Source organism: Providencia sp. JUb39, assembly GCF_012272845.1.
GTDB lineage: Bacteria > Pseudomonadota > Gammaproteobacteria > Enterobacterales > Enterobacteriaceae > Providencia > Providencia lanzhouensis.
In genome coordinates this window covers 3,974,856-3,999,193 of the sequence record NZ_JAAWXD020000001.1, presented here as the reverse complement: position 1 = coordinate 3,999,193, position 24,338 = coordinate 3,974,856, and the positions used below count along the sequence as shown (strand labels likewise).

Annotated in this window: 25 protein-coding genes, 3 tRNA genes and 3 rRNA genes; 23 read left to right on the top strand and 8 right to left on the bottom strand. The window is 43.5% G+C overall.

Going from position 1 to position 24,338, the window contains the following annotated elements; all coding sequences use genetic code 11:
- Nucleotides 1-15 precede the first annotated feature (15 nt).
- The 8 genes from rpmJ to HFU86_RS18550 all read left to right on the top strand — a co-directional run bounded on the left by rpmJ (nucleotide 16) and on the right by HFU86_RS18550 (nucleotide 3,916).
- Nucleotides 16-132: a 50S ribosomal protein L36 gene (gene rpmJ, locus HFU86_RS18585; protein ID WP_004265484.1), complete on the top strand. Its 117-nt coding sequence runs from the start codon at nucleotides 16-18 to the stop codon at nucleotides 130-132.
- Nucleotides 133-277: 145 nt separating this feature from the next.
- On the top strand, nucleotides 278-634 hold the full coding sequence (gene rpsM, locus HFU86_RS18580; protein ID WP_004907144.1) for a 30S ribosomal protein S13: 357 nt from the start codon (nucleotides 278-280) through the stop codon (nucleotides 632-634).
- A 16-nt stretch (nucleotides 635-650) separates the two neighbouring features.
- Entirely contained in the window at nucleotides 651-1,040 is a 390-nt protein-coding gene (rpsK, locus tag HFU86_RS18575) for a 30S ribosomal protein S11 (RefSeq protein WP_004388621.1), read from the top strand.
- Between the two features lie 37 nt (nucleotides 1,041-1,077).
- The gene (gene rpsD / locus HFU86_RS18570) at nucleotides 1,078-1,698 is read left to right on the top strand and encodes a 30S ribosomal protein S4 (protein WP_004265487.1); all 621 of its coding nucleotides are present in this window, start codon (nucleotides 1,078-1,080) and stop codon (nucleotides 1,696-1,698) included.
- 25 nt (nucleotides 1,699-1,723) lie between these two features.
- Complete coding sequence (locus HFU86_RS18565) at nucleotides 1,724-2,713, top strand: DNA-directed RNA polymerase subunit alpha (RefSeq protein ID WP_036955903.1); 990 nt, start codon at nucleotides 1,724-1,726, stop codon at nucleotides 2,711-2,713.
- A 37-nt stretch (nucleotides 2,714-2,750) separates the two neighbouring features.
- Nucleotides 2,751-3,137: a 50S ribosomal protein L17 gene (gene rplQ, locus HFU86_RS18560; RefSeq protein WP_036955900.1), complete on the top strand. Its 387-nt coding sequence runs from the start codon at nucleotides 2,751-2,753 to the stop codon at nucleotides 3,135-3,137.
- Nucleotides 3,138-3,272: 135 nt separating this feature from the next.
- A complete protein-coding gene (gene zntR / locus HFU86_RS18555) occupies nucleotides 3,273-3,689 on the top strand; it encodes a Zn(2+)-responsive transcriptional regulator (protein ID WP_036955922.1) in 417 nt (138 codons plus the stop codon).
- Nucleotides 3,690-3,715: 26 nt separating this feature from the next.
- A complete protein-coding gene (locus HFU86_RS18550; protein ID WP_132497311.1) occupies nucleotides 3,716-3,916 on the top strand; it encodes an alternative ribosome-rescue factor A in 201 nt (66 codons plus the stop codon).
- Here the strand turns inward: HFU86_RS18550 and mscL are convergent, their stop codons facing one another.
- The 5 genes from mscL to def form a co-directional block, all read right to left on the bottom strand.
- On the bottom strand, nucleotides 3,917-4,330 hold the full coding sequence (gene mscL / locus HFU86_RS18545) for a large-conductance mechanosensitive channel protein MscL (RefSeq protein ID WP_036955890.1): 414 nt from the start codon (nucleotides 4,328-4,330) through the stop codon (nucleotides 3,917-3,919).
- Between the two features lie 115 nt (nucleotides 4,331-4,445).
- A complete protein-coding gene (trkA, locus tag HFU86_RS18540; protein ID WP_036955884.1) occupies nucleotides 4,446-5,822 on the bottom strand; it encodes a Trk system potassium transporter TrkA in 1,377 nt (458 codons plus the stop codon).
- 33 nt (nucleotides 5,823-5,855) lie between these two features.
- On the bottom strand, nucleotides 5,856-7,142 hold the full coding sequence (gene rsmB, locus HFU86_RS18535) for a 16S rRNA (cytosine(967)-C(5))-methyltransferase RsmB (protein WP_132497310.1): 1,287 nt from the start codon (nucleotides 7,140-7,142) through the stop codon (nucleotides 5,856-5,858).
- Between the two features lie 74 nt (nucleotides 7,143-7,216).
- Entirely contained in the window at nucleotides 7,217-8,164 is a 948-nt protein-coding gene (gene fmt, locus HFU86_RS18530) for a methionyl-tRNA formyltransferase (protein ID WP_132497309.1), read from the bottom strand.
- 44 nt (nucleotides 8,165-8,208) lie between these two features.
- Nucleotides 8,209-8,730 carry a peptide deformylase gene (def, locus tag HFU86_RS18525; RefSeq protein WP_132497308.1) on the bottom strand — a complete coding sequence of 174 codons (522 nt, stop codon included), beginning with the start codon at nucleotides 8,728-8,730 and terminating at the stop codon, nucleotides 8,209-8,211.
- 131 nt (nucleotides 8,731-8,861) lie between these two features.
- Between def and dprA the strand changes: the two genes are divergently transcribed.
- The 5 genes from dprA to HFU86_RS18500 are packed head-to-tail and all read left to right on the top strand — an operon-like array spanning nucleotide 8,862 to nucleotide 12,177.
- A complete protein-coding gene (gene dprA / locus HFU86_RS18520; RefSeq protein ID WP_132497307.1) occupies nucleotides 8,862-9,941 on the top strand; it encodes a DNA-processing protein DprA in 1,080 nt (359 codons plus the stop codon).
- A gap of 32 nt (nucleotides 9,942-9,973) precedes the next feature.
- Entirely contained in the window at nucleotides 9,974-10,516 is a 543-nt protein-coding gene (locus HFU86_RS18515; RefSeq protein ID WP_036955862.1) for a DNA topoisomerase family protein, read from the top strand.
- A 9-nt stretch (nucleotides 10,517-10,525) separates the two neighbouring features.
- Nucleotides 10,526-11,095, top strand: coding sequence for an L-threonylcarbamoyladenylate synthase type 1 TsaC (tsaC, locus tag HFU86_RS18510; protein ID WP_132497305.1), 570 nt, complete (start codon nucleotides 10,526-10,528; stop codon nucleotides 11,093-11,095).
- 6 nt (nucleotides 11,096-11,101) lie between these two features.
- The gene (aroE, locus tag HFU86_RS18505) at nucleotides 11,102-11,917 is read left to right on the top strand and encodes a shikimate dehydrogenase (protein WP_187129794.1); all 816 of its coding nucleotides are present in this window, start codon (nucleotides 11,102-11,104) and stop codon (nucleotides 11,915-11,917) included.
- Nucleotides 11,917-12,177 carry a DUF1488 domain-containing protein gene (locus tag HFU86_RS18500; protein ID WP_132497303.1) on the top strand — a complete coding sequence of 87 codons (261 nt, stop codon included), beginning with the start codon at nucleotides 11,917-11,919 and terminating at the stop codon, nucleotides 12,175-12,177. The genes aroE and HFU86_RS18500 overlap by 1 nt, the downstream gene beginning before the upstream one ends.
- Here HFU86_RS18500 and HFU86_RS18495 read toward each other — a convergent pair.
- Nucleotides 12,153-12,698 carry a gamma carbonic anhydrase family protein gene (locus HFU86_RS18495; protein WP_132497302.1) on the bottom strand — a complete coding sequence of 182 codons (546 nt, stop codon included), beginning with the start codon at nucleotides 12,696-12,698 and terminating at the stop codon, nucleotides 12,153-12,155. The two genes, HFU86_RS18500 and HFU86_RS18495, sit on opposite strands and share 25 nt — an antisense overlap.
- Before the next feature lie 571 nt (nucleotides 12,699-13,269).
- Between HFU86_RS18495 and HFU86_RS18490 the strand changes: the two genes are divergently transcribed.
- The 6 genes from HFU86_RS18490 to HFU86_RS18465 all read left to right on the top strand — a co-directional run bounded on the left by HFU86_RS18490 (nucleotide 13,270) and on the right by HFU86_RS18465 (nucleotide 18,577).
- Nucleotides 13,270-14,809 (top strand): 16S ribosomal RNA (locus HFU86_RS18490).
- Nucleotides 14,810-14,894: 85 nt separating this feature from the next.
- Nucleotides 14,895-14,970: transfer RNA gene (locus HFU86_RS18485), tRNA-Glu, on the top strand.
- Between the two features lie 226 nt (nucleotides 14,971-15,196).
- Nucleotides 15,197-18,102 (top strand): 23S ribosomal RNA (locus HFU86_RS18480).
- 142 nt (nucleotides 18,103-18,244) lie between these two features.
- Nucleotides 18,245-18,360: ribosomal RNA gene (gene rrf / locus HFU86_RS18475) — 5S ribosomal RNA — on the top strand.
- Together the 16S, 23S and 5S rRNA genes with 3 tRNA genes alongside form the textbook arrangement of a ribosomal RNA operon.
- A 56-nt stretch (nucleotides 18,361-18,416) precedes the next feature.
- Nucleotides 18,417-18,493, top strand: a tRNA-Asp gene (locus tag HFU86_RS18470).
- An 8-nt stretch (nucleotides 18,494-18,501) separates the two neighbouring features.
- A tRNA-Trp gene (locus HFU86_RS18465) sits at nucleotides 18,502-18,577 on the top strand.
- Between the two features lie 220 nt (nucleotides 18,578-18,797).
- Here the strand turns inward: HFU86_RS18465 and hdfR are convergent.
- Nucleotides 18,798-19,628 (bottom strand): HTH-type transcriptional regulator HdfR, encoded by an 831-nt coding sequence (gene hdfR, locus HFU86_RS18460; protein ID WP_036948769.1) that lies wholly within the window; start codon nucleotides 19,626-19,628, stop codon nucleotides 18,798-18,800.
- A 111-nt stretch (nucleotides 19,629-19,739) separates the two neighbouring features.
- Between hdfR and HFU86_RS18455 the strand changes: the two genes are divergently transcribed.
- Nucleotides 19,740-20,078 carry a DUF413 domain-containing protein gene (locus tag HFU86_RS18455; protein ID WP_036948772.1) on the top strand — a complete coding sequence of 113 codons (339 nt, stop codon included), beginning with the start codon at nucleotides 19,740-19,742 and terminating at the stop codon, nucleotides 20,076-20,078.
- A gap of 97 nt (nucleotides 20,079-20,175) precedes the next feature.
- Here HFU86_RS18455 and HFU86_RS18450 read toward each other — a convergent pair whose 3' ends face one another.
- Nucleotides 20,176-21,702 (bottom strand): YifB family Mg chelatase-like AAA ATPase, encoded by a 1,527-nt coding sequence (locus HFU86_RS18450; protein WP_187129793.1) that lies wholly within the window; start codon nucleotides 21,700-21,702, stop codon nucleotides 20,176-20,178.
- Nucleotides 21,703-22,183: 481 nt separating this feature from the next.
- Between HFU86_RS18450 and ilvL the strand changes: the two genes are divergently transcribed.
- The 3 genes from ilvL (at nucleotide 22,184) to ilvM (ending at nucleotide 24,327) form a co-directional block, all read left to right on the top strand.
- Nucleotides 22,184-22,282, top strand: coding sequence for an ilv operon leader peptide (gene ilvL, locus HFU86_RS18445; protein ID WP_108478773.1), 99 nt, complete (start codon nucleotides 22,184-22,186; stop codon nucleotides 22,280-22,282).
- A gap of 132 nt (nucleotides 22,283-22,414) precedes the next feature.
- Nucleotides 22,415-24,061: an acetolactate synthase 2 catalytic subunit gene (ilvG, locus tag HFU86_RS18440; protein ID WP_132496292.1), complete on the top strand. Its 1,647-nt coding sequence runs from the start codon at nucleotides 22,415-22,417 to the stop codon at nucleotides 24,059-24,061.
- Nucleotides 24,058-24,327, top strand: coding sequence for an acetolactate synthase 2 small subunit (ilvM, locus tag HFU86_RS18435; RefSeq protein WP_036948778.1), 270 nt, complete (start codon nucleotides 24,058-24,060; stop codon nucleotides 24,325-24,327). Before ilvG ends, ilvM begins: the two co-directional genes overlap by 4 nt.
- The last annotated feature ends 11 nt before the right edge of the window (nucleotides 24,328-24,338 follow it).

Sequence of the window (24,338 nt, the reverse complement as noted above, 5' to 3'; positions counted from 1 at the left end):
TTACGGAGAGTAAAAATGAAAGTTCGTGCTTCCGTCAAGAAATTATGCCGTAACTGCAAAATTATCCGTCGCAATGGTAGCGTTCGTGTGATTTGCAGTGTTGAGCCAAGACATAAACAACGTCAAGGCTAAGAAAAAGCATTTTTTTCTTGCAAAGTTGGGTTGAGCTGGCTAAATTAGCCAGCCAATCTTTTTTATCTAAGATACATTATTGTTTGAGTATCCTGAAAACGGGCTTTTCAGCACAGTAATGTATATTTTAACTTAGGAGTGCATAGTGGCCCGTATAGCAGGCATTAACATTCCTGATCATAAACATACCGTAATCGCTTTAACATCGATTTTCGGCATCGGCAAAACTCGTTCACAGGCTATCTGTGAAGCAACTGGTATTGCTGAAAATGTTAAGATCAGTGAGCTGTCTGAAGAACAAATCGACAAGCTGCGTGACGAAGTTGCTAAATACGTTGTAGAAGGTGACTTACGCCGTGAAATTACCCTGAGCATCAAGCGTCTGATGGACCTTGGATGTTACCGTGGTTTACGTCATCGTCGTGGTCTTCCTGTGCGCGGACAGCGTACTAAGACTAACGCTCGTACCCGCAAGGGTCCGCGTAAGCCGATCAAGAAATAAGTCGGGGTATTGAATAATGGCAAAGGCACCAGTTCGTGCACGTAAGCGTGTAAGAAAACAAGTCTCAGACGGTGTGGCTCATATCCATGCTTCTTTCAACAACACAATCGTTACCATTACTGACCGTCAGGGTAACGCATTAGGTTGGGCAACTGCCGGTGGTTCCGGTTTCCGTGGTTCTCGCAAATCCACTCCGTTCGCAGCTCAAGTTGCGGCAGAGCGTTGCGCAGAAGCTGTGAAAGAATACGGAATCAAAAACCTGGAAGTTATGGTTAAGGGACCGGGTCCGGGTCGCGAATCAACAATTCGTGCTCTGAACGCCGCTGGTTTCCGCATCACTAATATTACTGATGTGACTCCTATCCCTCATAACGGTTGTCGCCCACCGAAAAAACGTCGCGTTTAATACGTTTCGTTTTTTTTAGGACTGTTGGAGAAAGAAAATGGCTAGATATTTGGGTCCTAAGCTCAAGCTGAGCCGTCGCGAAGGAACAGACCTCTTCCTGAAGTCTGGTGTTCGCGCGATTGACACCAAGTGTAAATTAGAACAGGCACCTGGCCAGCACGGTGCGCGTAAACCGCGTCTGTCTGACTATGGTGTTCAGTTACGTGAAAAACAAAAAGTTCGTCGTATTTACGGTGTTCTGGAACGTCAATTCCGTAACTATTATAAAGAAGCAACTCGCCTGAAAGGCAACACAGGTGAAAACCTGCTGACCCTGCTGGAAGGTCGTTTAGATAACGTCGTTTATCGTATGGGCTTTGGCGCAACTCGCGCAGAAGCACGTCAAATGGTTAGCCACAAAGCTATCATGGTAAATGGTCGTGTAGTTAATATCGCTTCTTATCAGGTTTCCCCGAATGACGTTATCAGCGTTCGTGAGAAAGCTAAAAAACAGTCTCGTATCAAGGCTGCTTTAGAGCTGGCTGAACAGCGTGAGAAGCCAACTTGGCTGGAAGTTGATGCTGCTAAAATGGAAGGTGTGTTCAAGCGTATTCCTGAACGTACTGACTTGTCTGCGGACATTAACGAACACCTGATCGTCGAGCTTTACTCCAAGTAAAGCTTAGCACCAAAGAGAGGACACAATGCAGGGTTCTGTGACAGAGTTTCTAAAACCGCGCCTGGTAGATATCGAGCAAGTGAGTTCGACGCACGCTAAGGTGACCCTTGAGCCTTTAGAGCGCGGCTTTGGCCACACTCTAGGTAACGCACTGCGCCGTATTCTGCTTTCGTCTATGCCGGGTTGTGCGGTGACAGAGGTTGAGATTGATGGTGTACTGCATGAGTACAGCACCAAAGAAGGTGTACAGGAAGATATCCTGGAGATTCTCCTCAACCTGAAAGGGCTGGCGGTAAAAGTTCAGGGGAAAGATGAAGTTATTTTAACCTTGAATAAATCTGGCATTGGCCCTGTGACTGCAGCCGACATCATCCATGATGGTGATGTCGAAATCGTCAAGCCACAGCATGTGATCTGCCACCTCACTGACGAAAGCGCATCTGTAAATATGCGTATTAAAGTTCAGCGTGGTCGTGGTTATGTGCCGGCTTCTGCCCGAGTTCATTCGGAAGAAGATGAGCGCCCAATCGGTCGTCTGTTAGTCGATGCTTGCTATAGCCCTGTAGAGCGTATTGCCTACAATGTTGAAGCAGCTCGTGTTGAGCAGCGTACTGACTTGGATAAGTTAGTAATCGAAATGGAAACTAATGGTACAATCGATCCTGAAGAGGCGATTCGCCGTGCAGCTACCATCCTGGCTGAACAACTTGAAGCTTTTGTTGACCTACGTGATGTTCGTCAACCAGAAGTTAAAGAAGAGAAACCAGAATTCGATCCTATCTTACTGCGCCCAGTTGACGATCTGGAATTGACTGTCCGCTCTGCTAACTGCCTCAAAGCAGAAGCTATCCACTACATCGGTGATCTGGTACAGCGTACAGAAGTTGAGTTGCTCAAAACTCCGAACCTTGGTAAGAAATCTCTTACTGAAATTAAGGACGTCTTGGCATCTCGTGGTCTTTCTCTGGGCATGCGCTTAGAAAATTGGCCACCAGCAAGTATTGCTGATGATTAGGATCACAGGTTAAGGTTTTACTGAGAAGGATAAGGTCATGCGCCATCGTAAGAGTGGTCGTCAATTGAACCGCAACAGCAGCCACCGCCAAGCTATGTTCCGTAACATGGCAGGTTCTTTAGTTCGTCATGAAATCATCAAGACGACTCTGCCTAAAGCGAAAGAACTGCGTCGCGTCGTTGAGCCGCTGATTACTCTTGCCAAGACCGACAGCGTAGCTAATCGTCGTCTGGCATTCGCACGTACTCGTGATAACGAGATCGTTGCAAAACTATTTAATGAACTGGGACCTCGTTTCGCAGCTCGCGCAGGTGGTTACACTCGTATTCTTAAGTGTGGCTTCCGCGCAGGTGACAACGCTCCGATGGCTTACATCGAGCTTGTTGACCGTGCTGTTGAGTCTCAAGAAGCAGCTGCAGAGTAATCTGTAATTGCTTTCAAGAAAACCGGGTGTATTGCCCGGTTTTTTTGTACCTGCTATTCTAACCCTCCAAATTAATTCTTTTCCATCCTTGAATTTTTATTTTCTATCCATACTTATAGGCATAAGCAAATGAGCATGTATAAGATAGGTCAAATAGCTAAGTTGGCAGATGTTACACCAGATACGATCCGTTTTTATGAAAAACAGGGGTTAATGGGGCACAAAACGAGAACGGAAGGTGGCTACCGGTTGTTTACGGAGCAAGATTTACAGCGCCTACGTTTTATCCGTTATGCTAAGCAGCTAGGATTTACACTTGAAGCGATTACTGAGTTATTATCAATTCGTGTTGACCCCGAACATCACACTTGTCAGGAATCAAAGAATATTGTTGATATTAGACTGATTGAAGTGGAAAAGAAGATCCAGGAGCTGATCATCATGAGAGACTCATTGAAAACCTTGAGTTCAGCATGCTGTGGTGATGAGCATGCATCAACATACTGCTCTATCATGGAGATCTTGGAAAAGGGCGCATCAAAAATTTATTAATTTAAAACTGATTATGAAGGTAGATTATGAATAAGTATCAGCATAAGCGTGGTGAGATTAAAGATAATGCCATTGAGGCACTGTTGCATGACCCTCTATTTCGTCAGAGAGTTGAGAAAAATAAGAAAGGCAAAGGAAGCTATACAAGAAAAGGAAAAACAAATAAGGCGGGTAGCTGGGAGGCCAGTGGTAATCGGTTAATAAACTTATTACCACTGGCCTTTTAGTTATTTTTTATTCTGTTCTTTCAGTAAGTCACGAATTTCAGACAGTAAAACTTCTTCTGTAGATGGTGCAGCAGGCTCTGCTGGTGCAGCTTCTTCTTTTTCACGACGGACTTTGTTCATTACTTTGATCGCCATAAAAATAGCAAATGCGACAATAACAAAATCAAAAACAGTTTGGATAAACATCCCATAATTCATTACGACGGCAGGTACACTTCCTTCCGCTTCTCGAAGTACAAGGCTGAATTGTTTAAAATCTACACCACCAATGATTAATCCAAGTGGGGGCATAATCACATCGGCGACTAGCGAAGAAACAATTTTACCAAATGCGGCACCAATAATAATACCGACTGCCATATCCACAACGTTGCCCTTCATGGCAAATTCGCGGAACTCTTTTAAAAAACTCATGTACGACCCCTTCCCTTTATTTATTAACTAAATGACTAAACGTGTGGAACCACGTATGAAAATTATAGTATCTAGAATTATTAACCTGCAAACCTTTACTATTTATTTTAGATAATTATAAAAAGAATGGACTTGGTTGGAACAGCTTTTCCACATCCGGCACATATTTTTTATCGGTAATAAACATAATGACATGGTCACCTTGCTCAATAATATGGTAATCGCTAGCAATGATGACTTCTTCCTCTCTTACGATGGCTCCAATAATTGTGCCTGGAGGGAGTTTAATTTCTGATATTTTTTTACCAACCACTTTTGATGTGTTCTCATCACCGTGGGCGATCGCTTCAATGGCCTCTGCGACTCCTCGGCGTAACGATGAGACACTGACAATATCCGCTTTTCTGACGTGACCAAGTAAAGCTGAAATAGTCGCTTGCTGTGGAGATACTGCAATATCAATAACACCACCTTGAACTAATTCAACATAGGCAGACCGTTGAATTAATACCATGGCTTTTTTGGCCCCCATTTTTTTTGCAAGCATAGCGGACATGATATTTGCTTCATCATCATTGGTAAGTGCAATAAACACATCCATTTGTTCAATGTGTTCTTCAGTCAGTAACTCTTGATCTGAGGCATCACCATAAAAAACAATCGTATCATGGAGCAACTCAGCGAGTTCAGTTGCTCTTTCCTGATTACGTTCAATCAGTTTAACGCTATAGTCTTTTTCCAATCGCTTAGCTAAACCAGCACCTACGTTACCACCACCCACAATCATTAAACGCTTGTATGGTTTTTCTAATCGCTGAAGCTCACTCATTACTGCTCTAATATGTTGAGTGGAGGCAACGAAGAAAACTTCATCACCTGCTTCAATAATGGTTGAACCTTGAGGACGAATCGGCCTATCTTGACGGAATATGGCGACAACTCGAGTATCAATATGTGGCATGTGCTCACGTAAGCTAGATAATGCATTGCCTACCAGAGAACCCCCATAGTAGGCTTTTACCGCCACAATACTCACTTTACCTTCAGCGAAATTAACGACCTGTAAAGCCCCCGGATATTGGATAAGTTTATAGATATATTCAATAACCAGCTGTTCTGGTGATATCAGATAATCAATAGGGATTTGCTCCGCCAAAAAAAGCTTGTCAGCTTCGCGGATATATTCGGTTGCACGAATACGCGCGATTTTATTCGGCGTATTAAATAGGCTATAAGCAATTTGGCAAGCAACCATGTTGGTTTCATCCGAGTTAGTCACTGCAACTAGCATATCCGCATCTTCAGCCCCAGCATCTCTAAGAACTCGGGGATGGGATCCATGCCCATTAACGACGCGCAGATCAAACTGATCTTGTAGCTGACGCAAGCGATCGGCATTGGTATCAACAACGGTAATATCGTTATTTTCATCCACTAAGTTTTCAGCGAGTGTCCCACCGACTTGCCCTGCACCTAGAATAATGATCTTCATAGCATCTTCCTATCTCAGAGTCTTTGTTAAATATTACTGTACGTGCTTGAGTAAGCGGGCGTAAAAGAAACCATCGCCCCCAGTTGCGCTTGGTAATATTTGTAAGCCTAATTCTGTACCATCATTCATACTTGCATCAGTATGTTTAGAGAGGAAATGCTGAATCTGCTGGCTATTTTCTTCAGGCATGATGGAGCATGTGGCATACACTAATATGCCGCCAGGTTTTAAGTATGGCCATACAGCCTCTAAGATTTGAGCCTGTAGCTGAGATAGCTCTTGAATATCTGAATCGCGCCTTAGCCATTTAATATCAGGGTGGCGCCTAATAACTCCCGTTGCAGAACACGGAGCATCCAGCAAAATACGATCAAATTGTTGATCTTTTGCCCACTCTTCAGGTTTCGTACCATCCCCTTGAATAACAATAGCTTGTTGCTTCAATCTTTGCAGATTTTCTTTCACTCGTTTGAGTCGTGACTCATCAATGTCTACAGCAAGAACATGGGCTTTAGGAGCTAGTTCTAAAATATGTGTTGTTTTTCCGCCCGGAGCGGCGCATAAGTCGAGAATATTCTCGCCATTAACTGGAGAGAGTAATTCAGCACAGCCTTGCGCAGAAACGTCTTGCACTGTTGACCAGCCATCTTCAAAACCGGGTAAACCGGTAACGGGAGCCGCTTCTTCTAAGCGAATTGCACTTGGATGGGATGGGTGCAAGTGTGCTGTAATTTCTGCTTGTTCGAGTAACTCTAAATATTGCGCGGCAGTATGATGTTGAGAATTAACTCTTAACCACATCGGGGGACGTTGGTTATTGGCATCAACGATATTTTCCCAGTTATCAGGGTAGGCAGTTTGAATGCGTTTTAGTAACCAACTAGGATGTAAATATTGGCTATTGTTATTTGTATTGCGCTCTTCTAACTGAACTTGCTGACGCTGAAAAGATCGTAGTACTCCATTTATTAGGCCTTTCAATTGTGGGCGCTTCAATGCAACAGCACCATCCACGGTTTCTGCTAAAGCTGCATGTGCAGGGATGCGTGTATAGAGCAATTGATAGATCCCAACCATGATGAGGTAATGTAAAGTTCTTTGCTTACCTGTTAGCGGTTTTTCCATAAGCTGGCTAATAAACCATTCGAGCTTTGGTAGATAACGTAAAACACCGAAGCAAATCTCTTGCAGTAGTGCTTTATCTTTATCATTAATATTACGTTGCAGATCAGGTAAAACGGTACTCAATGACTGTCCGTTATCTAAAACCTGACTAATGGCGGTCGCAGCGATACTACGCAAATTATATTTGTTTTTCATAATTGAAAGAGAGTCTATTAGTTATTTAAGTAGCATTACCGGATTCTGCTCTTTCAGGTAATGCTACCAATATATTAGTCTAGCAATTGCTCAGGTATGAACCATTCGCGGCGGGAGTTAAGGATATCTTGCGCACTCATTGCTTTTTTACCAGGTGGCTGTAGCTGAGTAATATTTAATATTCCATTGCCAGTTGCAACACTGATACCTTTTTTATCGGCACTGATAATAGTACCTGGGCGCAGATTATGTGCTTGAGCGATGACTTCCGCTTGCCATACTTTGATTAATTGCTCTTGCACCATGAAATAACTCATTGGCCAAGGGTTAAAGGCACGAATACAGCGTTCAATATGTTCAGCAGGTAGTTGCCAATCAATTCGCGCTTCATCTTTAGATAATTTTTCAGCGTAATTGGCAAGTGAATCATCTTGTTTTTCTGGAGAGCAATGACCCGAAGAGAGTAAATCTACTGTATGAATAAGTGCTTTAGGTCCTGTAATTGCTAGCTTTTCATATAAAGTCGCACTCGTATCTTCAGCCGTAATCGGGCAAGTGGCTTTATATAACATATCTCCAGTATCAAGACCGGCATCCATCTGCATGATCGTGACACCAGTTTCATGGTCGCCAGCCCAAATGGATCGTTGAATTGGAGCGGCACCTCTCCAGCGTGGTAACAATGAACCATGAACATTCAAACAGCCTAAACGGGGAATATCCAAAACGGCTTGTGGCAGGATCAAACCATAAGCAACGACAATCATCAGATCAGCACTTTGATCTTTGATCCATTGTTGATTGTCTGGATCACGTAAAGTAACGGGCTGGAAAACAGGTATTCCATATTCTTCCGCAAGGATTTTCACTGGGCTCGGTGTTAGCTTTTTGCCTCTGCCTGCAGGTTTATCGTGACGAGTTAATACACCAACAACGTTATGATTGGTTTCTAACAATGCAGCCAAATGTTTAGCTGCGAAATCAGGCGTACCTGCAAAAATAATTCTTAATGGTTCTGACACGATCCTTTCCCATTTATAGTAATAAAGACTAACTTCTTATCAAATCAACGATTTTTAGCTTCTTTAGCTCTCAGTCTATCCAGTTTTTCTACTTTCTGGCGGATACGTTGGCGCTTTAACGGTGATAAGTAATCAACGAATAGTTTTCCAACTAAATGGTCCATTTCATGTTGAATACAGATAGCCAGTAGACCATCAGCTTCAAGTTCAAATGATGTACCGTTATAATCAAGAGCACGAATTTTCACTTTCTCCGCCCTTGGTACAAATCCTAGCTGTTCAGGGATTGATAGGCAGCCTTCTTCTATACCTGTTTCACCTTCTTTATTAAGAAGCTCAGGATTGATAAGTACAAGGCGCTCATTACGTGATTCAGAAACGTCAATAACAATGATGCGCTGGTGGATATCCACTTGCGTTGCTGCGAGCCCAATGCCTTCCTCGTCATACATCGTATCGAACATATCATCAATAATACGCTGGATAGATGCATCAACTTTTTCAACTGGTTTTGCAACGGTGCGAAGGCGCTCGTCTGGATAATGTAACACGTTTAAGACTGACATAAATTTTTCGAGTAGTTTCCAAAATTTGAAAGGTAATTACCGTCTATTCTAGACATTTATCAGTCATATTGACAGTATTGGTTATGATTTGTTCGTTTCCAAATGTGCTAACTTACTGTCAGGAAGACAAAATGAATGAACAGGAAATATGGCTAAGGCTTTCGCAAGTTAGCCGGGTTGGGATAAAAACAGCACCAAAGATAGTATCTCAATTAAAACAAGTGGATAAAGTAAGTCATACAGTATTAAAAGCCTGTGGGCTGAATGAAATGCAACGATTGCAATTCCTAAATGTCCCTTTAAAGCGTATTGATTCAACTTTGAAATGGTTGGAAGTCAAAGAAAATCAATTAATTACATTTTTGGATGCGCAATATCCTTTTTTATTAAAGCAGATATATAACCCTCCTTTATTACTGTTTGTGTCGGGACGAAGTGAATTATTATCTGAAAAGCAAATTGCCATCATAGGAAGCCGGCAAGTTACTGCATATGGTAAGAAATGGACGGAAGCTTTTGTTCGAAAATTTATAAATTACAAATTGACGATCACCAGTGGTTTGGCTCTCGGTGTTGATGGTATCAGTCATAGAACTGCAATAGAAAACCAAGGAAAGACAGTCGCAGTATTAGGAAGTGGACTTTCCCATATTTATCCAAAACAACACTTTGATCTAGCAGAACGAATTAGGTCTGAAGGGGTATTAGTTTCAGAGTATTTTCCTGATACTCCTCCATTAGCAAAACAGTTTCCTCGAAGGAACCGTATCATTAGTGGGTTAAGCAAAGTGGTATTGGTTATCGAAGCGGGTATGAAAAGTGGATCATTGATTACAGCCCGATATGCAATTGAACAAAATCGAGATCTATTTACACTACCGGCACCATTAGGTAACTCAGCATTTAGTGGTAATCATTGGTTGATACAACAAGGGGCATACCTGCTGGTAGAACCCGAGGACATATTATTACATCTAGAATGCTCACCAAATTGGATACAAGCAGAATTGGAGATTGAAACCTCTGTGCAGCCAGAGTTAAATCTGACAGAAAGTCGGATTTTAGGTATGGTAGGGTACCAACCGATCCCTGCAGATATCATCGCGACTGAATTACAGTTACCTATCACGCAAGTAATTTCAGCCTTAACTGAACTGGAGATAGATGGTGCAGTTATATCTGTGGCTGGTGGATATCTCAGAGTAAACTAGTTGTTGAAGAAAAGAGTGGATTAAACAAAAACATGTCGAAGCAATTGCCTTTTGATACAGATAAAAATGAATACTGTCCTGAATGTAACTCTTTGCTGGTTATTCGAAACGGAGCTCATGGGCCTTTTTTAGCGTGCTCTGGTTACCCTCAATGTCATTATATTAAGCCATTAAGAGCTGTTGCTGAGACTCACATTGTCAAAGTATTGGAAGGTCAAAGCTGTCCTAAATGCGGATATGATTTGGTGTTAAAACAAGGACGTTTTGGGATGTTTATTGGCTGTAGCCACTATCCTGAATGCGAACATACAGAGCTCATCGATAAACCGGATGAAACTAAGGTTCCTTGTCCTCAATGCCAAACAGGTAATTTACTACAAAGAAAATCCCGTTTTGGTAAAACTTTTTATGCTTGCGATAACTATCCTAACTGTCAGTTTATCCTGAATAATAAGCCTGTAGTGGGAAAATGTCAGTCTTGTGAATATCCATTACTTATGGAAAAAAAGGTTGGACAGGGAGTAAGATTGTTCTGTGCCAGCAAACGCTGCGGTCAGTTACAAGAAGAATTATGAGTTAAAACTATGCAAAATCAATCTACACCTGCAATTAAAAATATAATTGAAGCACTGAAACAACAACAAGTTATCGCGTATCCAACAGAGGCCGTTTTTGGCTTAGGCTGTGATCCTGATAGTGAAGCTGCAGTAAATAAATTACTTGAATTGAAGCAGCGCCCTTGGGAAAAAGGGTTAATTTTGATTGCTGATAATTATGAACAGCTCAAAAATTATGTCGATGACAGCCAGCTAAACGAACAGCAGCGCCAAGCAATGTTTGCTACATGGCCGGGACCTGTCACCTGGGTGATCCCTGCAAAGAAAACGACACCAAAATGGTTGACGGGGCAATTTGACACTTTAGCTGTTCGTGTGACAAACCATGAATTAGTGAAAGCGCTTTGCAGGGAATATGGCAAGCCAATCGTATCAACGAGTGCAAATTTGAGTGGATTGGAACCATGTCGAACTACAGAAGAAGTAATCGCACAGTTTAAAGACATAATCCCTGTTCTTGATGGTGTTGTTGGTGGAAGATTAAATCCATCAGAAATTCGTGATGCTATGACTGGGCAATTATATCGTAAAGGATAATGATTAATGGGAATGTTTGCAGTTTTTGGTAACCCGATTCAACACAGTAAATCACCTTCAATACATCAAATGTTTGCTAAGCAGACAGGCATTGATCTTGAATACCAGAAAATACTTGCTCCTGTAGAAGATTTCGAAGTCTATTTATCAGATTTTTTCGAAAAAGGCGGGCAGGGTGCAAACATTACATTGCCGTTTAAAGAAAGGGCTTTTCAATTCGTATCAGAGTTGACAGAAAGAGCTCAAATCTGTGGTGCCGTCAATACGATTAGAAAACTCGATAATCATCGCTTGTTGGGTGACAATACTGATGGTGTGGGATTGTTGCTTGATCTACAGCGTCTTGGGTTTGTGTCGCCTTCAAGCAAAATATTGGTTATTGGAGCTGGTGGCGCAACTCGTGGTGCTCTATTACCTCTACTTGAGTACGGCTGCGATATTACATTGACTAACAGAACCTTTATAAAAGCAGAATCTTTATCTCACCATTTTTCGGCTCTTGGGAAAATACAGAGTAGACCAATGGCACAGCTCATTTCAGCAGAATTTGATCTAATCATAAATGGTACTTCTTCTGGGGTGACTGGCGAGATCCCTAAAATCAGCCCTGAATTATTTTCTCAACAAACCGCATGTTATGACATGTTTTATCAACGAGGTTTAACACCCTTTTTGTCATTCGCTAAGCAGCATCAAGTGAATAAGCTAGCTGATGGCTTGGGTATGCTGGTTGGGCAAGCGGCATTTGCCTTTAAACTTTGGCATGGGGTGGTACCAGAGATTGAGCCAGTATTAAAAGAGTTAAAAAAGGAACTTGAATAATGAATCAGGCGATTCAATTTCCAGATAGGGAAGTATGGGACTCGGCTATTAATAAGGTACGGTTCCCTGTTTTAGTCAATGGACTACTGTCAGAGTGCGTTATTTCACAAACCTTACTTATTAAACGATATGGCCAGAATGAAACACCACTGGCGCTTTTTCAACATTATCGTTGGGATATAGAAGAAGAGTTCGAGGCCTTGATTGAACAAGGACTCGATAATGAAAATGGCTTCTATGAATTGTTGGACGATAGATAATTATTTTTCCACTCAACATAGTTATTAGCTGAATAACGTAAATGGTTAAGTTCAGCTTCGGTGAGTTTTCGAATCGCTTTGGCTGGGCTCCCCATATATAAGTAGCCAGACTCCAATCTTTTTCCTTGAGTGACGAGGCTATTAGCGCCGATCACTACATCATCTTCAATAATAGCCCCATCGATCACGATAGATCCCATACCGACAAGAACTCGATTACCGATCGTGCATCCGTGCAGCATGACTTTATGCCCAACAGTGACATCTTCCCCAATGATTAACGGATTTCCATCAGGATTGCTGGTGGACTTATGGGTGACATGTAGCACGGAACCATCCTGAATATTTGTTCGTGCACCTATAGAGATATAATTCACATCACCACGTAGTACTGATAGTGGCCAGATGCTTACATCTTCGGCTAAGCGAACATCTCCAATGACGACAGAAGATGGGTCAATAAAAACATTTGCTGCGACAGAAGGGAGAGTTTCTAAATAAGGTCTTAAAGATGTATTCATATTCGTAGCCATAAAACGTAGATGGATATAAAAGTAACTATAAGGATGATCTTAATTAAGATTTAAATAATTAAGACGGTGCGATAAGAATAGAATTATACGACAAAATAGCTGTTTTTATAATCATAGTGATAGTAAAAAAAGCATAATGATGAAATTATCTGCAAACGATATTTTTTTTAAAAAAAAAGGTTGTGTAATTTTTCGAGCTCCCTATAATGCGCATCCGTTATCACGACAAACCGGCTCGAAGAAAACCTCGAAGCCCCGTGATAACAGAGGTGAAGAAAGAAAATAGTTGAAAATAATCGCTTGACTTTCTAAATAAAAAACGTAGTATACGACACCTCGCGACAACGACCTAAAGTCGATAATCAAAAGATTAAGTCGCACCGCTCTTTAACAATTTATCAGACAATCTGTGTGGGCACTCACAGGACACTATCAAAAAAATATTTGATTTTAAGTCTTGAAGAGTGACTAACACGTTAATTCATATATATGAACTAATAGGTAATTTGGTTTCTTCGGAAATCAAACGACAGTAACATTCTTTGAGCATCAAGCTTTTTAATTGAAGAGTTTGATCATGGCTCAGATTGAACGCTGGCGGCAGGCCTAACACATGCAAGTCGAGCGGTAACAGGGGAAGCTTGCTTCTCGCTGACGAGCGGCGGACGGGTGAGTAATGTATGGGGATCTGCCCGATAGAGGGGGATAACTACTGGAAACGGTAGCTAATACCGCATAATCTCTTAGGAGCAAAGCAGGGGAACTTCGGTCCTTGCGCTATCGGATGAACCCATATGGGATTAGCTAGTTGGTGAGGTAATGGCTCACCAAGGCGACGATCCCTAGCTGGTCTGAGAGGATGATCAGCCACACTGGGACTGAGACACGGCCCAGACTCCTACGGGAGGCAGCAGTGGGGAATATTGCACAATGGGCGCAAGCCTGATGCAGCCATGCCGCGTGTATGAAGAAGGCCTTAGGGTTGTAAAGTACTTTCAGTTGGGAGGAAGGCGTTGATGCTAATATCATCAACGATTGACGTTACCAACAGAAGAAGCACCGGCTAACTCCGTGCCAGCAGCCGCGGTAATACGGAGGGTGCAAGCGTTAATCGGAATTACTGGGCGTAAAGCGCACGCAGGCGGTTGATTAAGTTAGATGTGAAATCCCCGGGCTTAACCTGGGAATGGCATCTAAGACTGGTCAGCTAGAGTCTTGTAGAGGGGGGTAGAATTCCATGTGTAGCGGTGAAATGCGTAGAGATGTGGAGGAATACCGGTGGCGAAGGCGGCCCCCTGGACAAAGACTGACGCTCAGGTGCGAAAGCGTGGGGAGCAAACAGGATTAGATACCCTGGTAGTCCACGCTGTAAACGATGTCGATTTGGAGGTTGTTCCCTTGAGGAGTGGCTTCCGGAGCTAACGCGTTAAATCGACCGCCTGGGGAGTACGGCCGCAAGGTTAAAACTCAAATGAATTGACGGGGGCCCGCACAAGCGGTGGAGCATGTGGTTTAATTCGATGCAACGCGAAGAACCTTACCTACTCTTGACATCCAGAGAACTTAGCAGAGATGCTTTGGTGCCTTCGGGAACTCTGAGACAGGTGCTGCATGGCTGTCGTCAGCTCGTGTTGTGAAATGTTGGGTTAAGTCCCGCAACGAGCGCAACCCTTATCCTTTGTTGCCAGCGATTCGGTCGGGAACTCAAAGGAGACTGCCGGTGATAAACCGGAGGAAGGTGGGGATGACGTCAAGTCATCATGGCCCTTACGAGTAGGGCTACACACGTGCTACAATGGCGTATACAAAGAGAAGCGACCTCGCGAGAGCAAGCGGAACTCATAAAGTACGTCGTAGTCCGGATTGGAGTCTGCAACTCGACTCCATGAAGTCGGAATCGCTAGTAATCGTAGATCAGAATGCTACGGTGAATACGTTCCCGGGCCTTGTACACACCGCCCGTCACACCATGGGAGTGGGTTGCAAAAGAAGTAGGTAGCTTAACCTTCGGGAGGGCGCTTACCACTTTGTGATTCATGACTGGGGTGAAGTCGTAACAAGGTAACCGTAGGGGAACCTGCGGTTGGATCACCTCCTTACCATTGAAGTGTACTTGTGAAGTGCTCACACAGATTGTCTGATAGAAAGTAGAGCAAAAAGCGCGTCTGCGAAGCTGACTGTAGTGTCCCCTTCGTCTAGAGGCCTAGGACACCGCCCTTTCACGGCGGTAACAGGGGTTCGAATCCCCTAGGGGACGCCAATTGCGCGGAGAATGAGTGAAAGACGTTCCCCACAAATAATGATTAAGCCAATTACGTTGTAGTTGGTTTAACAATTATGCTCTTTAACAATCTGGAACAAGCTGAAAATTGAAAACAACGCACATTGTTTATCGCTTAAACAATGTGAGAGTCTCTCAAAAATCTCAACGTGAATGTGTTCAATTGACCGTCGGGTCAGTTGGTAAAGACACCTTCGGGTTGTGAGGTTAAGCGACTAAGCGTACACGGTGGATGCCTAGGCAATCAGAGGCGATGAAGGACGTGCTAATCTGCGATAAGCGTCGGTAAGGTGATATGAACCGTTACAACCGACGATTTCCGAATGGGGAAACCCAGTGCAATTCGTTGCACTATTGTTTGATGAATACATAGTCAAACGAAGCGAACCGAGGGAACTGAAACATCTCAGTACCTCGAGGAAAAGAAATCAACCGAGATTCCCCTAGTAGCGGCGAGCGAACGGGGAGCAGCCCAGAGTCTTAATCAGCATTAGCATCAGGAGAACGGTCTGGAAAGGCCGGCAGTAAAGGGTGATAGCCCCGTATCCGAAGGTGTTAGTGTTGTGAACTCGACGAGTAGGGCGGGACACGTGTTATCCTGTCTGAATATGGGGGGACCATCCTCCAAGGCTAAATACTCCTGATTGACCGATAGTGAACCAGTACCGTGAGGGAAAGGCGAAAAGAACCCCGGCGAGGGGAGTGAAATAGAACCTGAAACCGTGTACGTACAAGCAGTGGGAGCACCTTTATGGTGTGACTGCGTACCTTTTGTATAATGGGTCAGCGACTTATATTCTGTAGCAAGGTTAACCGTATAGGGGAGCCGTAGGGAAACCGAGTCTTAACTGGGCGAATGAGTTGCAGGGTATAGACCCGAAACCCGGTGATCTAGCCATGGGCAGGTTGAAGGTTGGGTAACACTAACTGGAGGACCGAACCGACTAATGTTGAAAAATTAGCGGATGACTTGTGGCTGGGGGTGAAAGGCCAATCAAACCGGGAGATAGCTGGTTCTCCCCGAAAGCTATTTAGGTAGCGCCTCGTGAACTCATCTTCGGGGGTAGAGCACTGTTTCGACTAGGGGGTCATCCCGACTTACCAACTCGATGCAAACTACGAATACCGAAGAATGTTATCACGGGAGACACACGGCGGGTGCTAACGTTCGTCGTGAAGAGGGAAACAACCCAGACCGCCAGCTAAGGTCCCAAAGTCATAGTTAAGTGGGAAACGAAGTGGGAAGGCTCAGACAGCCAGGATGTTGGCTTAGAAGCAGCCATCATTTAAAGAAAGCGTAATAGCTCACTGGTCGAGTCGGCCTGCGCGGAAGATGTAACGGGGCTAAACTATGCACCGAAGCTGCGGCAGCGATATGTAAATATTGTTGGGTAGGGGAGCGTTCTGTAAGCCTGTGAAGGTGTGCTGTGAGGCATGCTGGAGGTATCAGAAGTGCGAATGCTGACATAAGTAACGATAATGCGGGTGAAAAACCCGCACGCCGGAAGACCAAGGGTTCCTGTCCAACGTTAATCGGGGCAGGGTGAGTCGACCCCTAAGGCGAGGCAGAAATGCGTAGTCGATGGGAAACGGGTTAATATTCCCGTACTGGTGATAATTGCGATGGGGGGACGGAGAAGGTTAGGCTGGCCGGGCGACGGTTGTCCCGGTTTAAGGATGTAGGCAGGTGAATTAGGCAAATCCGGTTCACTATATGCTGAGGTCTGATGACGAGTCACTACGGTGGCGAAGTAGCTTATACCCCGCTTCCAGGAAAAGCCTCTAAGCTCTAGATTATCATTAATCGTACCCCAAACCGACACAGGTGGTCAGGTAGAGAATACTCAGGCGCTTGAGAGAACTCGGGTGAAGGAACTAGGCAAAATGGTGCCGTAACTTCGGGAGAAGGCACGCTGGCATTAGGTGAAGTGGTTTACCCATGGAGCTGAAGCCAGTCGCAGATACCAGCTGGCTGCAACTGTTTATTAAAAACACAGCACTGTGCAAACACGAAAGTGGACGTATACGGTGTGACGCCTGCCCGGTGCTGGAAGGTTAATTGATGGGGTTATCCGTAAGGAGAAGCTCTTGATCGAAGCCCCAGTAAACGGCGGCCGTAACTATAACGGTCCTAAGGTAGCGAAATTCCTTGTCGGGTAAGTTCCGACCTGCACGAATGGCGTAATGATGGCCAGGCTGTCTCCACCCGAGACTCAGTGAAATTGAACTCGCTGTGAAGATGCAGTGTACCCGCGGCAAGACGGAAAGACCCCGTGAACCTTTACTATAGCTTGACACTGAACATTGAGCCTTGATGTGTAGGATAGGTGGGAGGCTTTGAAGCGTGGACGCCAGTCTGCGTGGAGCCAACCTTGAAATACCACCCTTTAATGTTTGATGTTCTAACGTAGCCCCGTAATCCGGGGTGCGGACAGTGTCTGGTGGGTAGTTTGACTGGGGCGGTCTCCTCCCAAAGAGTAACGGAGGAGCACGAAGGTTGGCTAAGCATGGTCGGACATCATGCGGTTAGTGCAAAGGCATAAGCCAGCTTGACTGCGAGAGTGACGGCTCGAGCAGGTACGAAAGTAGGTCTTAGTGATCCGGTGGTTCTGTATGGAAGGGCCATCGCTCAACGGATAAAAGGTACTCCGGGGATAACAGGCTGATACCGCCCAAGAGTTCATATCGACGGCGGTGTTTGGCACCTCGATGTCGGCTCATCACATCCTGGGGCTGAAGTAGGTCCCAAGGGTACGGCTGTTCGCCGTTTAAAGTGGTACGCGAGCTGGGTTTAGAACGTCGTGAGACAGTTCGGTCCCTATCTGCCGTGGGCGTTGGAAGATTGAAAGGGGCTGCTCCTAGTACGAGAGGACCGGAGTGGACGCACCACTGGTGTTCGGGTTGTCATGCCAATGGCATTGCCCGGTAGCTAAGTGCGGAAGAGATAACCGCTGAAAGCATCTAAGCGGGAAACTTGCCTTGAGATGAGTCTTCCCTGACTCTTTAAGGGTCCTAAAGGAACGTTTAAGACTAAGACGTTGATAGGTTGGGTGTGTAAGCGTAGCGATACGTTGAGCTAACCAATACTAATGAACCGTGAGGCTTAACCTGACAACACCGAAGGTGTTTTCGAGAAGAGAGATTGAGTTGATTTTCAAAGCAAGTGAGAAGCCGAAAGGTGAAGGACACACAGCTTGTTCAGGATTGAAGTTCTGGTTTAAGAGAAAACTTAGACGGGAACGAACAGAATTTGTTTGGCGGCAATAGCGCGGTGGTCCCACCTGACCCCATGCCGAACTCAGAAGTGAAACGCCGTAGCGCCGATGGTAGTGTGGGGTCTCCCCATGTGAGAGTAGGGAACTGCCAGACATTAAATTAAAACTTATTGCGAAGCAATAAGTTGCCGAAAGGCAAAAAGAATAAGTGGAGCGGTAGTTCAGTTGGTTAGAATACCTGCCTGTCACGCAGGGGGTCGCGGGTTCGAGTCCCGTCCGTTCCGCCACTTAATTTAGGGGCGTAGTTCAATTGGTAGAGCACCGGTCTCCAAAACCGGGTGTTGGGAGTTCGAGTCTCTCCGCCCCTGCCAGTTACCAATTAAGTAATAATAAAAGAAGTATCTATTGATAACCCGATTATATTAATCGGGTTTTTCTTTTTGCATCTATTCATTTTCTTCCTAAATATAAAATTTTCTAGCACTTATCCTATCTATCTACCTATCTACCCCTTTAAATGCTCAATCTAAGTCATAACTTATTTACAATAAAAAAGGGCGATAGTTCGCCCTGTTTTGAATTCTCTAATGTCTATTGGGTGTTTGGTATTGGTGTTTTAATAAGTTGATTAATTAGAACTTGCTGATCATTTTTTTTCAGCCAAATTGCATATAAAGGCTTAGTAATAACGTTATTTGAGAGTGTTTTTAACGTTGGATAATGTTGGAGCCAATGTGTTGGTAAAAATGCCGCTGAAAGCGATACAGGCAACAATTGACGCGTAATTTCTGCGGACGTCGTAATCATTACAGGGGAATCATCTTGAAGTAGCGTTGGTTCATTCTTGGGATGAAAATCAGCCCCCCATTCTAGCTTGATAAAATTATACTGAGTAAGGGCTATATTCTTTTGGGATGCCATTAATTGAAGTTGAATAGAACCAATGATGGTACTTTCAAATTCATCCATTTTTGGTGGCTCGATCGCTATCAGTAAGTCTAATTCTCTAGAGTGTAACTGTTTGACGAGTGATTGGCGTGTAGATACGCGAGCTTCTAATCGTAGCTCATCATGTTGGTTATATAAAACTTCCAACCAGCCAGTGAGATAACTTTCCCATAATGATGAAGTAGCGCCGATAGACAGCTCTGTATGCTGGGATGCGTGTGATATCTCTTTTTTGGCTTGAAGCCATGTATTCATTAGAGATTCAGCATAAGGAACTAAACGTTCTCCAGCAGCAGTTAAACGAATATTATTTCGGTGTCGTGTGAATAGACTTGTACCTAATTGGGTTTCTAACTGTCTGATACGAAAGCTAACGGCAGACTGCGTTAAGTAGAGAGATTCTGCGGCTCTGCCGAAGTGTCTGGTTCTACTAACTTCTAAAAAAGTTCTTAATAACTCGCTGTCCACACGTATCTCCAATAATTTTTGTCGTGATGATTCAAATGTTTTGTTTTACAGATTGTCAATGCTGTCTAATACTCCGCGCCATATAGAGTTGACCGTAATCAGTTAGGAGTGTGTCAGATGGCAGATAGCTTCATCACGACTAATCGTTTTTTTGATAATAAACATTACCCACGTGGCTTTTCTCGTCATGGTGATTTCACCATCAAAGAAGCTCAGTTGCTAGAACGTCATGGTCAAGCTTTCAATGAGCTTGATACAGGAAAACGCGCAGCGCAAACAGAAGAAGAAAAATTATTCGTCGCTGTTTGCCGTGGAGAGCGCGAACCTACAACCCTTGAAGAAAAAGTATGGGTGAAATATTCTAGCAGAATTAACCGTCCAAAGCGCTTCCACACACTATCGGGTGGTAAGCCACAGATAGATCCATCAGAAGACTATACTGATACGGATGATTAATTTCATTAGTATTAAAACAGTATAAGCATTAAAACAAATAGGGACTTAGGTCCCTTTTGTTGTTTATGTCTAAGCATTAACTTTTGTCTTAATTCCTTCAGCTTACTTGTTTTTGCAAATGAAGCAATAACTTATCCATTGTCCGATACCCTAGCGCCTCTAGTAAATGCTCACGTTGTATATTCGGTGAATAGCTAAGATCTGCAATTGTTCGCGAAACTCTAAGAATCCTGTGCCAAGCACGGATAGATAACCCTAGTTTAATAAGTGCATTCTCTAAGAATAGTGCATCTTCAGCAGCCAGTAGGCAGGTTTTTGTTGTTTCACTTGCTGTTAGCTGACTATTAATTTTACCCGCTCGATTAATTTGTTGGTTTCTTGCTTCAATAACTCGTAAGCGAATTTGCTTGCTAGTTTCGCCTTGGTGCGTTTGTTGGCTTAAAGTACCTAGAGGAAGTAATGGGATCTCAATAGAGAGATCAAACCTGTCTAAGAATGGCCCTGAAACGCGTGATAAGTATCGTAGTACTTTCGCTGGAGAGGTACGGCTCATTTCTCCTTGGTAATGCCCTGTGGGGCTAGGGTTAAGTGCTGCGATTAATTGGAAGTTAGCAGGGAAACACACCTTAGCTTTTGCTCTTGAAATGACAATTTGATGAGATTCTAGCGGTTCTCGTAAAGAGTCTAATACGGAGCGTGTAAATTCAGGTAATTCATCTAGAAACAATATGCCGTGATGGGCGAGGGATATCTCTCCTGGCTTAGGTAAGGAGCCACCACCAATCAAAGCGGTCATTGATGTATTGTGATGAGGGCACCTAAATGGTCGTGCAGGCCACTTATTTATGGTTTCCATGGTTTGGCTAAGGCTATGTAATGCTGTGACTTCCAGTGCTTCTTGAGGCGTTAAGGGCGGCAGTAAAGTTATCAACCGGTGGGCTAACATAGTTTTACCTGTACCGGGAGGACCTAGCAGTAATAAATTGTGTCCACCTGCTGCGCTGATTTCTAATGCTCGCTTTCCTTGCTCTTGACCTATGATATCGCGAATATCATTTTCATGGTCAGAGGGATAAGCATGTTGAATAACTTGTTGATTACTCGATAGTGTACTTTTTTGATGCAAGTAATGGCAAAGTTCCAGTAAGGATGCGGCAAAATAGACGCTACTATCTGCTAATAAACTGAGTTGATATTGATTATCTTTCGATAGAATTAATTGTCTGTTTTGGTGTATTGCTGCTTGAGCGGCAGGGATCCCGCCGTTGACATAACGTATATCTCCAGAGAGAGCTAATTCACCAAGAAACTCATGGTGCTCCAATAATTGATCAGGAATTTGTCCAGATGCCGCCAGTATTGCAATCGCAATAGCTAAATCATAACGACCACTTTCTTTAGGTAAATCTGCTGGCGCTAAGTTTACCGTCATCTTTTTTACTGGATATTCAAAGCCACTATTGACCATAGCACTCCGTACCCTATCTCGCGCTTCTTTAACTGCAGTTTCTGGTAATCCAACTAGAGTTAACCCCGGTAGTCCATTACTAATATGAGCTTCAACGGTCACAAGAGGAGCGTCTAATCCAATAGATGCTCGAGTGTAAACAATAGCTAATGTCATAAATCACCTCTTTGGTTGACTAGCATAATATTCTGTTGTGAATCAGACGTATTTTTCTATTGTGATTTTGATATTTGCGAAGCGACTCGATAATTAAATTGTTTAATTGCATGGGTGTTTCATTTTTTCTAGATACGCTTTGAAGGCTTTAATTTAGCTAGTTACATTCATTTTATTTTTTGAATAACAATAGTTTCAACAGCAAATTGGTTAAGTGAGGTTAATTTTTTAGATAGGCTTGATGGCGTACATTTCGCTAAATTAGAGATAGAGAATTGAGCTAAATCATGGGCAAATATTATTGCTAATCGCTAGTTTTTTGATTTATTAATAGTTGTTTAGTCTGATTTGATTGTAATTCATTGAATTTAAATGAAATAAAAAACTTAATCATTAAAAAAATAAATAAGAGTTGTCAAAGTAATTTTAAAATGATAGTTCTTTAATAAAGATAACGATTAAAGTTGAAAAGATTAAACACATGAACAAATTCATCCAAGTGATTAGCCTAATTATTAGCGTGGTGGTGATTATTATCCCACCGTGCGGGGCTGCACTTGGACGACGAAAGCTGAAATAATAGCTAAATCTTACGAGAACCCCGCACCGAAAGGCGCGGGGTTTTTTTTGACATAAAATTTATGCAAACCAACAAAGATAATAAAAACATAATAAATACAAGTAAATAAATAAAGGCAGATAGGTGATAAACATGAACGGAGCACAGTGGTTAGTTCAAGCATTAAGAACCCAAGGCGTTGATACTGTTTTTGGGTATCCAGGTGGCGCTATCATGCCTGTTTATGACGCGTTGTACGATGGTGGTGTGGAGCATTTGCTGTGTCGCCATGAGCAAGGCGCAGTTATCGCTGCCATCGGCTATGCTCGTTCGACAGGAAAAACAGGTGTTTGTATTGCGACTTCAGGTCCTGGAGCAACAAACGTGATTACAGGATTGGCTGACGCATTGCTCGACTCCGTCCCTGTTGTTGCTATCACCGGGCAGGTAGCTTCAGAGTTTATTGGTACAGATGCCTTTCAGGAAATTGATGTTTTAGGATTATCTTTGGCCTGTACAAAACATAGTTTTTTGGTGGAATCCATAGAGGACTTACCTCGTATTCTTGCTGAAGCTTTCGCAATCGCAAATAGTGGGCGTCCCGGACCAGTACTGATTGATATTCCGAAAGATATTCAGCTGCAACGTGCAGATTTATCGCCCTATTTAATGCCTGTAGAGCAACAAGACTCGACTTCTGAGGATGCAATCCAACAAGCAAGAACGCTGTTGGAACAGTCAGAAAAACCGATGTTGTACATTGGTGGTGGAGTAGGAATGTCAGGGGCAGTAACTGAATTAAGAACCTTTATAGAACAAACAGGGATCCCATCAGTTGTGACTTTAAAAGGTTTAGGTGCCGTACATCCATCAGACAAAAATTATCTCGGTATGTTGGGAATGCACGGTACGAAAGCGGCGAATATTTCAGTGCAACGGTGTGATTTACTCATCGCGGTTGGTGCGCGTTTTGACGATAGAGTTACAGGTAAATTAAACACTTTTGCTCCTAATGCGAAAGTTATTCATATCGACATTGATCACGTTGAGTTGGATAAATTACGTCAAACCCATGTAGCACTATTGGGGGATGCGAAAGCGCTATTGCCTCAATTGATGGTGACAAAAAATATCACAAGTTGGCAGGAAGAAGTTCAACAACTCAAGCACGAGTTTGGCTGGCGCTATGACCACCCCGGCGAACCAATCTACGCCCCATTATTGCTGAAACAGCTGTCAGACAAAATGAAACCCAATACTGTTGTTACAACAGATGTTGGCCAGCATCAAATGTGGTCTGCTCAACATATTGTTGTTGATGGACCAGAGAATTTTTTAACGTCAAGCGGGTTAGGAACGATGGGTTTTGGGATCCCTGCAGCGGTGGGTGCCCAAGTCGCTCGCCCTGAGGATACCGTTGTTTGTGTATCTGGCGATGGATCTTTCATGATGAACGTGCAAGAGCTGGGAACTATCAAGCGTAAGCAATTACCCGTTAAGATTTTATTGTTAGATAACCAACGATTAGGAATGGTTCGTCAATGGCAAGAGCTGTTTTTTGAGCAACGCTACAGTGAAACCATTTTGACTGACAATCCAGATTTTGTTGCATTAGCGAGCGCTTTTGGCATTCAAGGTCGCCGTATTACATGTAAATCAGAAGTGGATGCAGCACTCGATGAGCTACTGACAAGTGAGGGCGCGTTTTTATTACAGGTATCAATTAATGAATTAGAAAATGTCTGGCCATTGGTTCCACCAGGGGCTAGTAACGAAAAAATGATGGAGAAACCGTTATGATGCAACATCAACTCTCGATATTAGCCCGTTTCCGCCCCGAGGTTTTAGAGCGTATTTTGCGAGTAACTCGCCATCGTGGATTTCGGATTAGTTCTATGAATGTGGATCAATTATCAGATAGTGATAATGTAAGTATCGAACTGACTGTCAGCAGCCAGAGACCGTTGGCACAGTTATGTGCACAGTTAACGAAGTTGGCTGACATCACTGAAGTTGAAATAAAACAACAAGAATCGCGACTATTACGCACACAAAGTGCAATGTAAGGAATAGATAA

What these genes read in the sequence shown, in the direction of transcription:
- ilvM (WP_036948778.1), top strand. Translation starts at nt 24,058, where the DNA reads ATGATGCAACATCAACTCTCGATATTAGCCCGTTTCCGCCCCGAGGTT.
- tsaC (WP_132497305.1), top strand. Translation starts at nt 10,526, where the DNA reads ATGCAAAATCAATCTACACCTGCAATTAAAAATATAATTGAAGCACTG.
- HFU86_RS18455 (WP_036948772.1), top strand. Translation starts at nt 19,740, where the DNA reads ATGGCAGATAGCTTCATCACGACTAATCGTTTTTTTGATAATAAACAT.
- mscL (WP_036955890.1), bottom strand. Translation starts at nt 4,330, where the DNA reads ATGAGTTTTTTAAAAGAGTTCCGCGAATTTGCCATGAAGGGCAACGTT.
- rsmB (WP_132497310.1), bottom strand. Translation starts at nt 7,142, where the DNA reads ATGAAAAACAAATATAATTTGCGTAGTATCGCTGCGACCGCCATTAGT.
- HFU86_RS18450 (WP_187129793.1), bottom strand. Translation starts at nt 21,702, where the DNA reads ATGACATTAGCTATTGTTTACACTCGAGCATCTATTGGATTAGACGCT.
- ilvG (WP_132496292.1), top strand. Translation starts at nt 22,415, where the DNA reads ATGAACGGAGCACAGTGGTTAGTTCAAGCATTAAGAACCCAAGGCGTT.
- aroE (WP_187129794.1), top strand. Translation starts at nt 11,102, where the DNA reads ATGGGAATGTTTGCAGTTTTTGGTAACCCGATTCAACACAGTAAATCA.
- rpmJ (WP_004265484.1), top strand. Translation starts at nt 16, where the DNA reads ATGAAAGTTCGTGCTTCCGTCAAGAAATTATGCCGTAACTGCAAAATT.
- zntR (WP_036955922.1), top strand. Translation starts at nt 3,273, where the DNA reads ATGTATAAGATAGGTCAAATAGCTAAGTTGGCAGATGTTACACCAGAT.
- HFU86_RS18500 (WP_132497303.1), top strand. Translation starts at nt 11,917, where the DNA reads ATGAATCAGGCGATTCAATTTCCAGATAGGGAAGTATGGGACTCGGCT.
- HFU86_RS18495 (WP_132497302.1), bottom strand. Translation starts at nt 12,698, where the DNA reads ATGAATACATCTTTAAGACCTTATTTAGAAACTCTCCCTTCTGTCGCA.
- ilvL (WP_108478773.1), top strand. Translation starts at nt 22,184, where the DNA reads ATGAACAAATTCATCCAAGTGATTAGCCTAATTATTAGCGTGGTGGTG.
- HFU86_RS18515 (WP_036955862.1), top strand. Translation starts at nt 9,974, where the DNA reads ATGTCGAAGCAATTGCCTTTTGATACAGATAAAAATGAATACTGTCCT.
- trkA (WP_036955884.1), bottom strand. Translation starts at nt 5,822, where the DNA reads ATGAAGATCATTATTCTAGGTGCAGGGCAAGTCGGTGGGACACTCGCT.
- HFU86_RS18565 (WP_036955903.1), top strand. Translation starts at nt 1,724, where the DNA reads ATGCAGGGTTCTGTGACAGAGTTTCTAAAACCGCGCCTGGTAGATATC.
- dprA (WP_132497307.1), top strand. Translation starts at nt 8,862, where the DNA reads ATGAATGAACAGGAAATATGGCTAAGGCTTTCGCAAGTTAGCCGGGTT.
- rpsD (WP_004265487.1), top strand. Translation starts at nt 1,078, where the DNA reads ATGGCTAGATATTTGGGTCCTAAGCTCAAGCTGAGCCGTCGCGAAGGA.
- rpsK (WP_004388621.1), top strand. Translation starts at nt 651, where the DNA reads ATGGCAAAGGCACCAGTTCGTGCACGTAAGCGTGTAAGAAAACAAGTC.
- HFU86_RS18550 (WP_132497311.1), top strand. Translation starts at nt 3,716, where the DNA reads ATGAATAAGTATCAGCATAAGCGTGGTGAGATTAAAGATAATGCCATT.
- def (WP_132497308.1), bottom strand. Translation starts at nt 8,730, where the DNA reads ATGTCAGTCTTAAACGTGTTACATTATCCAGACGAGCGCCTTCGCACC.
- rplQ (WP_036955900.1), top strand. Translation starts at nt 2,751, where the DNA reads ATGCGCCATCGTAAGAGTGGTCGTCAATTGAACCGCAACAGCAGCCAC.